Origin of the sequence: Bacteroides sp. 519 (assembly GCF_010500955.1) — a bacterium.
Taxonomy (GTDB): domain Bacteria; phylum Bacteroidota; class Bacteroidia; order Bacteroidales; family Bacteroidaceae; genus Bacteroides.
In genome coordinates this window covers 1-14,684 of record NZ_QVMJ01000018.1, presented here as the reverse complement: position 1 = coordinate 14,684, position 14,684 = coordinate 1, and the positions used below count along the sequence as shown (strand labels likewise).

10 protein-coding genes are annotated in these 14,684 nt (G+C 38.8%); 3 read left to right on the top strand and 7 right to left on the bottom strand.

Annotation, left to right across the window (positions count from 1 at the left end; genetic code table 11):
* Positions 1-11: 11 nt before the first annotated feature.
* The 7 genes from D0T85_RS14880 to trpS all read right to left on the bottom strand — a co-directional run bounded on the left by D0T85_RS14880 (position 12) and on the right by trpS (position 6,864).
* Complete coding sequence (locus D0T85_RS14880; protein ID WP_163214317.1) at positions 12-689, bottom strand: hypothetical protein; 678 nt, start codon at positions 687-689, stop codon at positions 12-14.
* A gap of 101 nt (positions 690-790) precedes the next feature.
* A complete protein-coding gene (locus tag D0T85_RS14875) occupies positions 791-1,783 on the bottom strand; it encodes a nucleotidyl transferase AbiEii/AbiGii toxin family protein (protein WP_163214316.1) in 993 nt (330 codons plus the stop codon).
* On the bottom strand, positions 1,773-2,435 hold the full coding sequence (locus tag D0T85_RS14870) for a hypothetical protein (RefSeq protein ID WP_239060736.1): 663 nt from the start codon (positions 2,433-2,435) through the stop codon (positions 1,773-1,775). The genes D0T85_RS14875 and D0T85_RS14870 overlap by 11 nt, the downstream gene beginning before the upstream one ends.
* A 134-nt stretch (positions 2,436-2,569) precedes the next feature.
* Positions 2,570-3,532 carry a FecR family protein gene (locus D0T85_RS14865; protein WP_163214315.1) on the bottom strand — a complete coding sequence of 321 codons (963 nt, stop codon included), beginning with the start codon at positions 3,530-3,532 and terminating at the stop codon, positions 2,570-2,572.
* Between the two features lie 46 nt (positions 3,533-3,578).
* The gene (locus D0T85_RS14860; protein WP_163214314.1) at positions 3,579-4,148 is read right to left on the bottom strand and encodes an RNA polymerase sigma-70 factor; all 570 of its coding nucleotides are present in this window, start codon (positions 4,146-4,148) and stop codon (positions 3,579-3,581) included.
* Between the two features lie 88 nt (positions 4,149-4,236).
* Positions 4,237-5,727: a HAMP domain-containing sensor histidine kinase gene (locus D0T85_RS14855; protein WP_163214313.1), complete on the bottom strand. Its 1,491-nt coding sequence runs from the start codon at positions 5,725-5,727 to the stop codon at positions 4,237-4,239.
* Between the two features lie 153 nt (positions 5,728-5,880).
* Complete coding sequence (gene trpS, locus D0T85_RS14850; protein ID WP_163214312.1) at positions 5,881-6,864, bottom strand: tryptophan--tRNA ligase; 984 nt, start codon at positions 6,862-6,864, stop codon at positions 5,881-5,883.
* Between the two features lie 390 nt (positions 6,865-7,254).
* Here trpS and carB point away from each other — a divergent pair, with 390 nt between their 5' ends.
* The 3 genes from carB (at position 7,255) to D0T85_RS14835 (ending at position 14,458) form a co-directional block, all read left to right on the top strand.
* Positions 7,255-10,476, top strand: coding sequence for a carbamoyl-phosphate synthase (glutamine-hydrolyzing) large subunit (gene carB, locus D0T85_RS14845; RefSeq protein WP_163214311.1), 3,222 nt, complete (start codon positions 7,255-7,257; stop codon positions 10,474-10,476).
* A 402-nt stretch (positions 10,477-10,878) separates the two neighbouring features.
* A complete protein-coding gene (locus D0T85_RS14840) occupies positions 10,879-13,083 on the top strand; it encodes a peptidase domain-containing ABC transporter (protein ID WP_163214310.1) in 2,205 nt (734 codons plus the stop codon).
* Positions 13,084-13,126: 43 nt separating this feature from the next.
* Entirely contained in the window at positions 13,127-14,458 is a 1,332-nt protein-coding gene (locus tag D0T85_RS14835) for an HlyD family secretion protein (protein ID WP_239060735.1), read from the top strand.
* Positions 14,459-14,684: the final 226 nt, after the last annotated feature.

Here is a 14,684-nt window from a genome sequence, read left to right as displayed (position 1 = left end):
AAGTGTAAGCCCTATGTTGAACGAAATATAATTCCTGTTACTTTGTTTATTTCATAAGGAATACCTAATAAAGTATTGATGTAGGTAAAGTAGGAACCATAATATTCATCATCATTCTCGTTCTGTATGTTTTGAAGGATAATGATATTACCGAAATTATACAGCACCCGTACCTTGTTTTGCTGCTGCGAATAGTCATTCAGGCTGATTCCTCCAAATAAAGCTTTCTGACGGGTTTTGGAAAGGTTTATTCCATAGGTTTCATTAAACTTGGGGAGCGACATTATTTTATCAACCTTGTAGGAGTCTACTCCTCCTGTAGTAAAGCCGTACTCCTCCAGTACAGATTCCAGTATATACTTTTCTTTAAAAGGGCCGTTGTAGATGGACTGCCACATGTTATACTGTGCCTGCCAAACATCTACATTTTCATTTTTGTCGTCCCAATCCAAAACCGTCATGGTATAATGAATAATTGTATCTTGTGTAAGTATGCAGTAGCCATAAACTATCGGCATAGGCCGATGAGCACCCATCTCATTTTTTTGGAAACGGGTATAGCATAACACATCGCCCCGGCTATTTACTGCTACAGGATTCATTTCGGATTTTATAAAGGATGGTCCGGTGGCAAAGAGGGATGTGGCAATAAGTATGTTTAGAATGATTGAAGTTATAATGGTTTTCATTTTGGAAGATTATGAAGGGGATAATAAAGGTAATAAAGATTATAAAGGTAATAAAGATTATAAAGTAGATAAAGGTAATAAAGAAATGAAATTATGAGAATCTATTGATTACCTTTATCTACTTTACAATCTCTAATTTGTTGTTGAGTCCTTAATGCCACCGGATGAGAAAGTAATCTGGTTGCAATTTCCTTATCAAAAAGTAAGTGCGGAGAGTAATTTCCCATAAAGAACTCTTCCATATATTGTTTCTCTACCTCTTGTAGCTGCATGAGAGAAGATAAATAATCAATTACAGTGTGGTTGATTTCGTCTTTGGGGTACTTGCCTGCATTGATATGCAACATAGGGAACAACTGCGTTTTAATATCTTGAAAAGGCATATCCAAAATGTGGCTAATATCCTGCTCCAGTGTCTTAGGATTCTCTGTATTACCCAAAGTGTTGTAAAACACAATACTTCTTCTTAGAAGATCACGCTCTTCCGAAGTTGATAGTATTCCGGATTTAGCAAGGCTATATATATCATAAATATCTCTTGGTTTGCACCTTTCATAGAATGCCTTTATTTTGCCTGCAAACAATTCAATAATAGCTACGTGAGCTACTGAAAGAGAGGAATCTTTCATCGAAAAAGGATATATTATATTGGTTTCTACAGCATCAAAAATATGGCAACGGTTGTGGTAATTAATATCGAGTTTTATTTTGTCACGACTACCAGTTGTAGTTGTATAAAGCAAGGAAAGAGAATCTAAAGCAAAAGAATTCCGAATAGATTTGGTGTAACCATTTTCCAAACAGTAAGAGTCCAAAGCACGATTTATACTCTCTCGTTGCTCAATCATTTCCTCTTTAGAAAGATTTATTGCAAAATTGAGATCCAAATCAACTGACAAACGAGGTAATTCATCGAATGCCACCAAATTGATTGCAGTTCCTCCTTTTAGCAATAGCTTACCTTTGAAATCGGGAAGAGTATTCAGATCATTTAAAATAAAAGACAAACGCAAAATTTTTTCCACATTGTTTATTGTGTAGTTGTTTTCACGAGCCACTTTTTCGATATCTACCTTAGTATATTCAAATTTCATAATAAATATCTTTTTGAATCTGTTTCATTACATTTTCAGGAACACAAAGATTCCATTCCTTTGAAAAGGAGTCACAGTGATATGGGTTGATCAGATAACTGATATTTTTTCCTATACCAGTTTTACAAGTCATGAAGAATGACTCTGAAAGTTGTAATGGCTCTTTGAAAATAGATAAGATATAACCTGCCCTTTGATACAAACTTTTGCTATTATAAAGCTTTAGGCAATGGAGCATATCCTCTTCCTGAATGTTTGATGACGCAATTTCGGAAATGGCATATAACAATTCTTCCAGCCCACCTGCAAGATTTATATTATAAAGACAGTCTATAATTGTTTGACTTAAAGAAGTTACCCGGATAGGATAAGGATTATCTTTATCAACAATAACAGGATTATACAAAAACTTGACAGGTTTGTAGATGTATGATTCGTTTTGATAACTGAAAGTACGAAAATTAGAGGAGCTATGTACATATAACCAGTTAAATTCCTGTGTCTGCAACATATAATATTCTAAAGCAGCATGATACACCAGATAGCCTTCATCAACCGCATTACAGGCAATCCGGAACTTATCTTGAAGATCAGATGGTAAATAAACCCCTTTACGGATATTAGCCAATATATATGTTTGATTTGTATTCATACTTAATATATGCAAATATAGTAATAATATGATGATTGCGTATAATTCTAAGTAATTTATACAAGACACTCACTAAAATATACAAATATTAGAAAAAGAAACTTTATAATCTCTATAACCTTTATAATCTTTATCTACTTTCTAATCAGATACCCCCTCTCACTCCATTCTGCTTTAATACCCAATGAAATTTCAATTACCTCGATAATTTCTTCCAGGGTTAATTGCTCGTAAGTGGCATTCAGTTGAAGGTTAGCAACAGAAGCATCTGCCTCAACCGGAGTATGATACACATTTTCGAGTAACTGTGCAACTTCTGTTACTGGGGTATGTTTAAATACCAATACTTTGGTTTTCCATGCCATTGTGTTGGGATCAGGGTCGGTATTCTTTGCCAGTTTCTTTTCTTCGGTAATGCATACGCCTTGTTCGCCGGGGCGCAGTTCCAGGTGTTCGGTTTCGCCTTCGGCCGAAAAGTTTATCACTCCGGTAGATACAGTAACCACAACTTCGCTTTCATCTTTTATTGCTCTAACAGCAAAAGATGTGCCCACTACGCGGGTCAGGGTGTTGTTGGCGTGTATTATAAAAGGTTTATCGGCATTGGGAGCTATATCGAAAAAAGCCTCACCATCCAGGTGTACCTCGCGGGTATTACCAGTAAATGCTTCGGGATATTGCAAAAACGAAGAAGCATTAAGCCATACCTTACTGCCATCGGGCAAAGTATATTCAACAATTCCGGTATCTGATTGTAAAGTAAGTAAATCCGTAACGGGAGTTGTTGGGGAAGAGTCGACATTCCAAAAGGTAATTATGCCTATTGCAATAAGTATAACGGCTGCTGCGCTACTAAACCACAGTATAAGTTTCCGCAACTGGGGTTTACTTTTTGCATCAATCCGGCGGCCGACTGTTTGCAATGCCTGCTCAATATCCGGATTAAAGTTTTCGGATGGTGTTTCTTGCCATATTCTTGTGAGTTCATCCATCAATTCCGGATGCTGCGAACTCCAGTTGTGGAGTTGGGCTTTTTCATCATCGTTACATTCTCCGGCGAGATAACGGGCTATGAGTTCGTATGGAATATTATTCATAAAGAATTGGTTTATATTGATTGGACAATGCTCGGATTCAATACCCCTAAAAAAAGAGATAGAAAAATAAAACAAGTAATATTCTCTGGAACCTGGGCATTAAATATTCCCGTAGTTTACGTAGGGCGATGCCCATTTGATTCTCAACTGTTTTCTCGGATATATTCAGGTAAGTGGCTATTTCATCGTAAGTGAGTCCTTCCTGTTTGCAAAGAACAAAGATTTCACGACATTTATCGGGTAAGGTATTTACTCCTTGTTGTATCAGGATAGAGATTTCTTCGGATGATATTTTCTGGTCTGCCTCCTCATTGTTCATCAACTCTGTGTATTCGTTTAAATAACGTAACTCTGTTTGTTGTTTATTTATAGTATTCAGGGTGTAGTTGCGAGTTGATGTATAGAGATAAGCTTTAACTGAGGTTTCTATCTGCAATAAAGGAGCCTTCTCCCAAAGATTAACAAACATGTCCTGAACACTTTCTTCGGCATCTTTCTGTGATTGGCAGATGATTAGAGAAAAGCGACATAAGGAAGTATAGTATTTACGAAACAGGGCATCGAAGGCGTTTCTGTCTCGTTGCTTTATGCGGTTAAAAAGGGTAAACTCTTCCAAGTTATTAAATTGAGAATTGAGAATTGAAAATTGAGAATCCTAATACCGTATGGTAATTTTCAATTCTCAATTTTCAATTTTCAATTAATTACGAGCACAAGTCCAATACAAACCTTGTACCCTTTTTATATTCAGTATCTACTTTCAATGTTCCATTTAGTTTATATGCCATCAGCTGACAAATTGGGAGCAACCAATCGAATTGTGGAGCATCAGGATCTTCACCAAAAGGCTTGAAGAGTTCTTCCTGTTTTTCCGGATCGATAGTGGCACCTGTATCGGTAATGATAAACTGTCCGGTGCGAGCATTTCTTTTTTTGAATTCGAGAGATATTTTACCGCTTTCAGTATAAAAGGCAGCACGTTCTAATAAATAAGACAATACCTGATCAAGGGCTTCGGCATTGGTTTTTACATTAACACGTGGCACAGCAACAGCATCTTCTATACCAACCCGAAAACCGGATTTTGCTTTGATCATTATGTTTTCGCAAAGCAACTTAATATCCACATTGCTTATAGGGTACGATTCTTCGCGGGTTTCTTCTAAAGATATATAGGTTTGCATATCGGCAATCCTCTTTCGCAATGAAACTATATTATCTTCAAGAACTGTTGCCGACGAAGAACGGGCGATTGCACTTTCCATATTATCCAGCGAAGGTGTAATCTGTGTATTGATGTTGCTGATAAAGTGCGACTTCTGCGCATTACTTTCGTTGGCAATCTTTAAACTGTTTTTTAGTTTACGGATTTGATAGATATTCCTTAAAACAAAAATAAGGAAGAATACCAAAGCAGCTATTAAAATAACAATCACCGTCCACAAACCAATAGTAATTATTTTATTGTTGCTGATTGTTTTCTCTTTTTCCTGCAAGTCCTGTTGAAGTGTTTGGTGATTCTGCTGCAAAGTTTCCAATTCGCGTGCTGCTCTTACCATTTTAATAGAGTCTTGCCAAGTGGTGTACTGCTCCTGAACTGTTTTGGTTAATGGAGTTATCTTATTGCGTTCGGCATAGCCAAGCATGTTCTTATAACAATCCTCGCGTGTATCTTCGGTACTGTTAGTTACGCATCTCCGAAGCAATTCTTTGTAACGTTCAAGGCTTTTGCCGGGCATGTCGAATTTACTGTAATATTCGGCCTCGCTTAGCAGCATTTCGTCTCTACGCGATTCATCTTTTAATTGACTCATGCAATACTGTAACGCTCCCAAGTTGTGCTTGCTGCTTTCCGGTTTCCCTTCACGGGTGTATAAACGTAAGCGAGAGTTGGCAACCATAAAACGGAACTCAAAATTAGCTTTGCCGGCTTTCTTTTCACTTTCGTTTATCAGTTGGTCCATCTGGTAACAAATACTAGCGGCTTCTTTGAATCTTTTTTGTTGCAAAAAAGCTTCGTTTACTTGTACCGCTTTTTCCATTGCTGCCTGATAATTCTTCTCCTGACTTTTTTGTTGAAATTCTGCACGAAGATTATCTGCTTCTGCTTCGGTTAGGTTAGGTGATGGCGCAATCTGTGCCTGCACCATAGCATAAACAAATATAGTTAGTAAAATTAAAACTAGTTTTTTCATTTGTTTGTTATTTGGTTAATATACATTGTGAATGCTTTTTTTTCGACACGAATTACACGGAGGATTACACGGATTTCAATACACGCATACAATACAAATAATAAATCCGTGTTTTTAAAATCCGCGTAATCCGCGCCGTCTGTGTCTAATAAATTATCTGAATCCGATAATTTCCCGTACTTCTTTAAGTGTCTTTGCTGCACTTTCGCGTGCCTTCTCTGCTCCCTGCAATGCTATTTTATCCAGCAGTGCGGTATTGCTCATATACTCTTCAATCCTTTCGCGGATAGGTGCATTGAAAGCAACAACATCTTCGGCAAGCTGTTTCTTAAGATCACCGTATCGGATGGAACAATCGTTCCATTTTTCGTTGAAGTAATCGTAAGTTTCTTTGGTTGATACGATATCGAGGAATGTAAACAGGTTTTCAATAACTTCGGGCTTTTCGCTGTTTGGTTCTGTTGGGCCCGAGTCGGTTACAGCCTTCATTACTTTCTTGCGGATGCTCTTTTCATCTTCGTTCAGATAGATGCAATTGCCATCCGATTTACCCATTTTACCAGATCCATCCAGTCCGGGTATTTTTACTGCTTTGCTAGTGAATGAGAAAGAAGCCGGTTCGGGAAACATCTCTACCTCGTACATATTATTAAAACGACGGGCAAAGTGACGGGCCATTTCCATGTTCTGCTCCTGATCTTTTCCAACAGGAACTTTCACTGCTTTATGAATAAGGATATCGGCAGCCATCAATGTTGGATAGGTAAGTAGTCCGGCATTTACATTATTGGGTTGCTGACGTGCTTTTTCTTTAAAAGTAGTAGTGCGTTCCAACTCGCCAAGGTATGCATTCATATTTAAATAGAGGTATAATTCCAAAACCTCTTTTACATCACTTTGAATATATATAGTGGCCTTTTCGGGATCAATTCCACAAGCAAGATATTCTGCCAAAATAGTTCTTGCGCTTCTAACAATATCCTCTGGCTTTGGGCGTGTAGTCAGGGAGTGCCAGTCTGCAATGAAAAAATAACAATTAAATTCATTTTGCATCTGTATGAAGCTTTTCACTGCTCCAAAATAATTCCCTAAGTGCAGATTACCCGTGGGCCGAATACCGCTAACAACTGTTTCCATAAAATATTACTTTAAATTTCAGGCAAATTTAATCAAAAAGATTGGAAATTCTAAAATTGAATTTACATTAATATGAATTCGATATAAGAATTTAAACTATATGAATTCTCTTAATTCTTTTATTATCGCATCTTTTTCTTTTTTTCGGGATTTAGCTTGGAATGATATCACCCGGATACTCCCATCCTTCTATTCTTGAATAATTAAACCTAATTCTTTGATATATTCAAAAATAAGTCGTTACTTTGCACAAATTTTAAGCCGGCATGAACCAGCAGACAATAAAAAGAAACAAAAGATACAGCTATTACGACAAAATGCGTTAATCCTTTTCCAAAGGATAACGCTTTTTTTTTGTCTGGCAAACATAAAAACAACCATATATTGATCATGAAGAAGAATTTAAAGAAAGTTTTGGTTCTAGGTTCAGGAGCCTTAAAAATCGGTCAGGCCGGAGAGTTTGACTATTCGGGTTCACAAGCACTAAAAGCTTTGAAAGAAGAAGGTATCTACTCGGTATTGGTTAATCCCAATATTGCTACTATCCAAACATCGGAAGGCATAGCCGACACTGTGTATTTTCTGCCTGTAACAACTTATTTTGTTGAAGAAATCATCAAAAAAGAAAAACCTGATGGTATTTTACTTGCCTTTGGTGGACAAACCGCTCTTAACTGCGGAACAGAACTTTACCTAAGCGGAACACTTCAGAAATATGGTGTAGAAGTTCTGGGTACTTCGGTAGAAGCAATCATGAATACAGAAGACCGTGACCTGTTTGTGAAGAAGCTTACCGAAATAGGAATTAAAACTCCTGTAAGCCAAGCAGTAAACACAATGGAAGATGCATTGAAGGCTGCTGAGGAAATTGGTTTCCCCATCATGACACGCTCGGCATACGTGCTTGGCGGATTGGGAAGCGGTATCTGCAAAAACAGAGAAGAATTTATTCCGCTGGCAGAGAGTGCCTTTACCTTTGCACCTCAGATATTGGTTGAAGAATCACTGAAAGGCTGGAAAGAGATTGAGTTTGAAGTAATCCGCGACGCTAACGACCATTGTTTTACAGTGGCAAGCATGGAAAACTTCGACCCGTTGGGTATTCATACAGGAGAGTCAATTGTAGTTGCTCCAACCTGTTCGTTAGAACCTGATGAGGTTAAAATGTTACAGGACATTGCCACTAAGTGTGTGCGTCACCTTGATATTGTGGGCGAGTGTAATATTCAATATGCTTATGACTCTGTTACCAGAGATTACCGCGTAATCGAAATCAATGCCCGCTTAAGCCGTTCGTCGGCTCTGGCATCGAAAGCTACCGGATACCCACTGGCATTTGTTGCTGCAAAACTGGCTTTAGGATACACACTGGATCAGATTGGCGAAATGGGAACTCCAAACTCTGCTTATGTTGCTCCTGAACTAGATTACCTGATTTGTAAGATTCCCCGTTGGGACCTTACCAAGTTTGCCGGTGTATCGCGCGAAATTGGTTCGAGCATGAAATCAGTAGGCGAAATCATGTCTATCGGTCGCAGCTTTGAAGAAATTATCCAGAAAGGTTTGCGTATGATTGGCCAGGGAATGCACGGATTTGTTGGTAACGATGATCTTGAATTCGAAGACCTTGATCGCGAACTGGAATACCCTACCGATCTTCGTGTATTTGCAATAGCTTCGGCCATGGAGAAAGGATATACCATTGAGCGTATTCACGACCTGACAAAGATCTCTGTTTGGTTCCTTGAAAAACTTAAAAACATTGTTGATTATAAAATAAAACTTTCGGCTTATAACTCATTGGAAGAAATTCCGGCAGAGGTATTGCGCCAGGCTAAAGTTTTTGGTTTCTCCGATTTCCAGATTGCCCGTTTTGTATTGAAACCCGAGGGTAATATGGAAAAAGAAAATCTGGCAGTACGTGCCCGTCGTAAAGAATTGGGTATTCTTCCTTCGGTTAAGCGCATCAACACTGTTGCCTCGGAAGATCCGGAACTTACTAACTACTTGTACTTAACTTATGCTACACAGGGTTATGATGTAAACTACTATATCAACGAAAAATCGGTTGTAGTTCTTGGTTCGGGTGCTTACCGCATTGGTAGCTCGGTAGAGTTCGACTGGTGTTCGGTTAATGCAGTTCAAACAGCACGTAAACTGGGTTATAAATCAATCATGATTAATTATAATCCGGAAACCGTATCTACGGACTACGATATGTGCGACCGTTTGTACTTTGATGAACTTTCGTTTGAGCGTGTACTGGATGTTATTGATCTTGAACAACCCCGCGGTGTTATAGTATCTATGGGTGGACAGATTCCTAACAACCTGGCAATGAAACTTCACAGGCAGTCGGTGCCAATTCTGGGTACTTCGCCTGTATCGATCGACCGTGCTGAAAACCGTAACAAGTTCTCGGCCATGCTCGACCAACTGGAAATTGACCAACCTGCATGGCAGGAACTTACTAATATGGATGATATAAAAGCTTTCATCGACAAAGTTGGTTATCCGGTACTGGTGCGTCCGTCGTATGTACTGTCAGGTGCCGCAATGAATGTTTGCTATGACGATGAAGAGTTGGTTAACTTCCTTACTATGGCTGCCAACATATCGAAAGAGTATCCTGTGGTAGTATCTCAATTCCTTGAAAATACCAAAGAGATTGAGTTCGACGCAGTAGCACAAAATGGTGAAGTAGTAGAATATGCCATCAGCGAGCATATTGAATTTGCTGGTGTTCACTCGGGCGATGCTACACTGGTATTCCCTGCTCAGAAGATTTATTTCGCCACTGCACGCCGCATCAAGAAGATCTCTCGTCAGATTGCGAAAGAGTTAAATATTTCAGGACCATTCAATATCCAGTTCCTTGCACGTAACAACGAGGTGAAGGTAATTGAGTGTAACCTTCGTGCTTCGCGCAGCTTCCCGTTTGTATCGAAAGTGTTGAAACGCAACTTTATTGAAACTGCTACCCGGATTATGTTGGATGCTCCATACAGCCGTCCGGATAAATCGGCCTTCGATATTGACAGAATTGGGGTAAAAGCTTCTCAGTTCTCGTTCTCACGTCTGCAAAAAGCCGACCCTATTCTGGGTGTTGACATGTCGTCGACTGGTGAAGTTGGTTGTGTAGGTGATGATTTCCCCGAAGCATTGTTAACTGCAATGATTGCAACCGGATTTGTGATTCCTAAGAAAGGCGTTATGCTGTCGTCGGGTGCTATGAAATCGAAAGTAGATTTGCTGGATGCAAGCCGTATGCTACATGCCAAAGGTTACGACATATATGCAACTGCCGGAACTGCCGCATTCTTGAATGCACATGGTGTACACGCAACTGCTGTTTACTGGCCGGATGAAAAATCCGATGCAGAAAACAATGTAATGCGTATGATTGCAGAACACAAGTTCGACCTGATTGTGAATATTCCGAAGAACCATACCAAACGCGAGTTAACCAACGGATACAAAATACGTCGCGGTGCGATAGATCATAATATTCCATTGATAACCAACGCCCGTTTGGCTAGTGCATTTATCGAATCATTCTGCGAGTTAAAGCTTGAAGATATTGCGATAAAGAGCTGGCAGGAATATAAATAAATTAAAAATGGAGAATGGAGAATTGAAAATTACCATGCGGCGGCATTGTAATTTTTGACTTTCCATTTTCCATTCCTGCTTTCCTAATCACATATTATTCACTTATTGATACCCTTTTTATCAGAAAACAGGCACGCTAAATATTGCTCCCTATCCATTTGTTGACTATTGTACTTTTATATCTCTACCCTATTATATAGTTGTAATGCTGATAGAATGGCTTCACACTATGATAAATACGAAACAGAAATTACCGAATTGATTGAATAGGACAACAACTTTAAGTGCAGTTCTTTATTGGTTGAAATAAGTTTGTAGAAAACCAAGGTATACTTGTTAGTAATCTAGTTAAATCTTTATATTTGTATAAAATTAGTTACCTAATATAAAGATGAAAAACAAATGATGAAATTTCCCAATTACCGGCAATTAGATGCCATGGACTGCGGCCCCACATGTTTGCGAATGCTCGCTAAATATTATGGCCGCAGCTATAGTATCCAGTATTTGCGGGAGAAAAGTTTTATAACCCGTGAAGGAGTATCCATGTTGGGTATCAGCGATGCTGCCGAGATGATAGGATTCCGTACCAGCGGTGTTAAAATAACATTCAATCAACTTGTTGAAGAAAAACCTCTACCCTGTATTCTTCACTGGAACATGAATCATTTTGTGGTTTGTTACAGTATAAAGAAGAAAAAAGGTGATTACGAAATTAAAATATCCGATCCGGCAGGCGAGAAGTACACACTAAATAAAGCCCAGTTCCTTAAATGCTGGATCAGCACCCGGACGGGTGGAGAAGATACCGGAACTGCCTTACTATTGGAACCCACTCCCGAATTTTATTCGCACGACGATGGACTGGAGAATTCTGCTAAAAGCATAACATACTTCCTGCGTTATCTTCGTCCCTACAGGTCGCAGATTATACAGCTTATTATCGGTTTATTTGTAGGAAGCATCCTATCACTCATCTTTCCTTTTCTTACACAAGCCGTTGTTGACCAAGGTATAGCTAATAATGAGTTAGGTTTTATAACCTTGGTATTAATAGCCCAACTTTTTCTGTTTATCACCCAATTAGCCGTAGAGTTTATCCGCAACTGGATTACTTTGCATGTTAACAGCCGAATCAGCATCTCGCTGATATCCGATTTCCTCTCCAAACTAATGAAATTGCCGGTTCGTTTCTTCGATACAAAAAATGTAGGAGATATTATGCAGAGAATCGGCGATAACGATCGTATAAAGTCGTTCCTGACAGGTTCTACCCTGATGACATTATTCTCGTTTGTAAACTTCATCATCTTTGCCATCATCTTGGCTTATTACAATGTTACCATATTGGGTGTGTTTTTGCTAGGCAACGTCCTGTATATTGCATGGATATTACTCTTCCTGCGTTATCGTCGTAAACTGGATATGGCCCGGTTTTCGCAAGCTGCGGCCGAACAAAGTAACCTGGTGCAGATAGTAACCGGCATGCAGGAAATAAAACTCAATAATTGCGAAAAGCAACAACGCTGGAAATGGGAGCGGATACAAGTAAAACTCTTTAAAATAAGCATCAAAGGTTTAGCATTAGGTCAATACCAGCAAATGGGATCGGTGTTTTTTAACCAAACTACTTCCCTGTTTATCTCTTTTATAGCCGCCCGATCGGTAATAGAAGGAAACATGACCTTGGGTATGATGATGTCTGTAAGTTACATCATTGGGCAACTATCCGGCCCCATTGGTCAGGTTATTGGTTTTGTGCAGGCAGCACAAGATGCCAAAATAAGTTTGGAACGTTTAAACGAAATTCATAACAAAGAAGACGAAGAAGAAACCATAGACTCTAAAATAAATGCGATACCCGATGATAAAACCATCTTTTTGGAAGATGTTTATTTTAGTTACGACGGGGCCGAAAGAGATTATGTGTTAAACGGCATCAACTTAACGATACCCGGAAATAAAATAACCGCCATAGTAGGAGCCAGTGGTAGCGGAAAAACCACACTGATAAAACTACTTCTTGGATTCTATGGTCCTAACAAAGGCAAAATACGTGTAAAAGATATACCGATTGATGATATTAACCCTCATTTATGGCGGCAAAAATCGGGTGCGGTAATGCAGGATGGTTTTATTTTTTCTGATAGTATAGCCAATAACATAGCAGTGGGCGAGGATATTGTTGATAAAGAACGTTTACTGCATGCTGTTGAAGTTGCTAACATTAAAGAGTTTATAGAGTCTCTGCCGTTAAAGTACAATACCAAAATAGGGATGGAAGGAAACGGTATCAGTCAGGGGCAACGGCAGCGCATGCTTATAGCCCGTGCCGTATATAAAAACCCGGATTTTTTATTCTTCGATGAGGCTACCAATGCACTCGATGCTCAAAACGAACGGATAATACTCGATAACCTGGACAGTTTCTATAAAGGCAAAACAGTGGTTATTGTAGCTCACCGTTTAAGCACCGTACAAAATGCACATAAAATTATAGTCATGGATAAAGGGCAAATTGTTGAAGAAGGAACCCACCGGGAACTAACAAATAAAAAAGGAGCTTATTATACATTGGTAAAGAACCAACTGGAACTGGGGAGTTAGTTTGCTTTATGATAAATTTAGAACATGTTCTAAATAATATTTTATGAATATGAATATGATGCAACAAAAAGATAAAGATATAAATAAGATAGAACTTCGCAGCGAGGAGTTTCAGGAAATATTGGGTAGTGTACCCTCGTGGATACTAAGGATGGGCATAACAATCATAGGTATTTTTGTTTTGGTTATACTTATAGGAAGCGCTGTGTTTAAATATCCCGACATAATATCTACATCGATGACCCTTACCAGTACCACTCCTGCCACTTCGTTGATAGCCCGCTCTTCGGGAAAAATCCAAAAGCTGGATGTTGTTGATAAGCAGGAGGTAAAGCCCGGCGATTATCTGGCTGTTATTGAAAATCCGGCCGCACGAGAAGATATCCAAAAACTGAAACAATACATTGAAGTGTTCAGTGAAAACATAGATACCACCATTGTATTACCCTCCAAAGACCTTAAACTGGGTTCTATGCAATCTCTTTACTCTAGTTTTTATATCACTCTTTTTGATTACCGCGAGTTTAAGCGTTTAAAATATTACGATCAGAAGATTGATTTTATGCAAGCTAAAATCAGTCAGTATCAAGGATACTATGAAAATATAGTAGGACAAAAAAAGATTGTCGACGAGCAGTTTCAGTTAAACAGTAATCAATATAAGCGCGACTCTATTTTGATGGAACGCGGGGTAATATCGCCCGAGTCGTTCGAAACCACCCGCAATCAATACTTGCAGGGTTCACTTTCGCTCGAAAACATTCAAGCCACCATTCAGAATACCGAATTGCAAATAACCCAGATGAAAGAAAGCCTGTTAGATACCGAGTACCAGTATCACGACAGGAAGAACCAGTTAGAAACACAACTGAAAACCTACATAGCCCAACTCTTAATGGAAATACAAAGTTGGGAATTGAATTACGCCCTTATTGCCCCAATAGCCGGAAGTGTTACTTTTACCAATTACTGGACCGAGAACCAAAATGTAACAGCCGGTGATATTGTTTTTACAATAGTTCCCGGCGATAATAAAGAGATTATAGGTAAAGCCGAAATGCCTTTAGACCGTTCGGGCAAGGTAAAGGTAGGACAAAAAGTAAATATCCGTTTTGTTAATTTTCCCGATAACGAATATGGTATTATCAAAGGCAAACTCAAGAACATATCTATGGTGCCGGTTAAAAACAGTCAGGGAATTGATTGTTATACTATAGAAATAGAATTGCCCAATGGATTGGTTACTACTTACAAAAAAGAACTCCCTTACTTACCAGGTATGCAGGCGCAAGCAGATATTATCACAGAAGATATATCTTTACTGGGACGCTTCTTTATGCCTGTCAGGAAGATTTGGACAGAGAGAGTGAGGTGAATTCAGCCCACAGGAAGTTTATGCCCAAAAAACTGTCATAAGTATCATAACTGCAATAACATACTAATAGCCAGTTGTTTAACTTATGATGTTTCGTCGAAAAGTAAAACATAAGTACCATTCGAAGGTAAGCGTCTCCGCTTTGTCGCCTATATTGTCTTTTCCTTGTTCTGTATCTTTGCATTTAATTTTTATATAATATTTTATGCAAGCCTCAGAACTATAT

Coding starts and splice junctions, on each gene's coding strand:
- trpS (WP_163214312.1), bottom strand. CDS start 6,864: ATGGAAACAGTTGTTAGCGGTATTCGGCCCACGGGTAATCTGCACTTA.
- D0T85_RS14855 (WP_163214313.1), bottom strand. CDS start 5,727: ATGAAAAAACTAGTTTTAATTTTACTAACTATATTTGTTTATGCTATG.
- D0T85_RS14875 (WP_163214316.1), bottom strand. CDS start 1,783: ATGAAATTTGAATATACTAAGGTAGATATCGAAAAAGTGGCTCGTGAA.
- D0T85_RS14870 (WP_239060736.1), bottom strand. CDS start 2,435: ATGAATACAAATCAAACATATATATTGGCTAATATCCGTAAAGGGGTT.
- D0T85_RS14835 (WP_239060735.1), top strand. CDS start 13,127: ATGAATATGAATATGATGCAACAAAAAGATAAAGATATAAATAAGATA.
- D0T85_RS14880 (WP_163214317.1), bottom strand. CDS start 689: ATGAAAACCATTATAACTTCAATCATTCTAAACATACTTATTGCCACA.
- D0T85_RS14865 (WP_163214315.1), bottom strand. CDS start 3,532: ATGAATAATATTCCATACGAACTCATAGCCCGTTATCTCGCCGGAGAA.
- D0T85_RS14840 (WP_163214310.1), top strand. CDS start 10,879: ATGATGAAATTTCCCAATTACCGGCAATTAGATGCCATGGACTGCGGC.
- carB (WP_163214311.1), top strand. CDS start 7,255: ATGAAGAAGAATTTAAAGAAAGTTTTGGTTCTAGGTTCAGGAGCCTTA.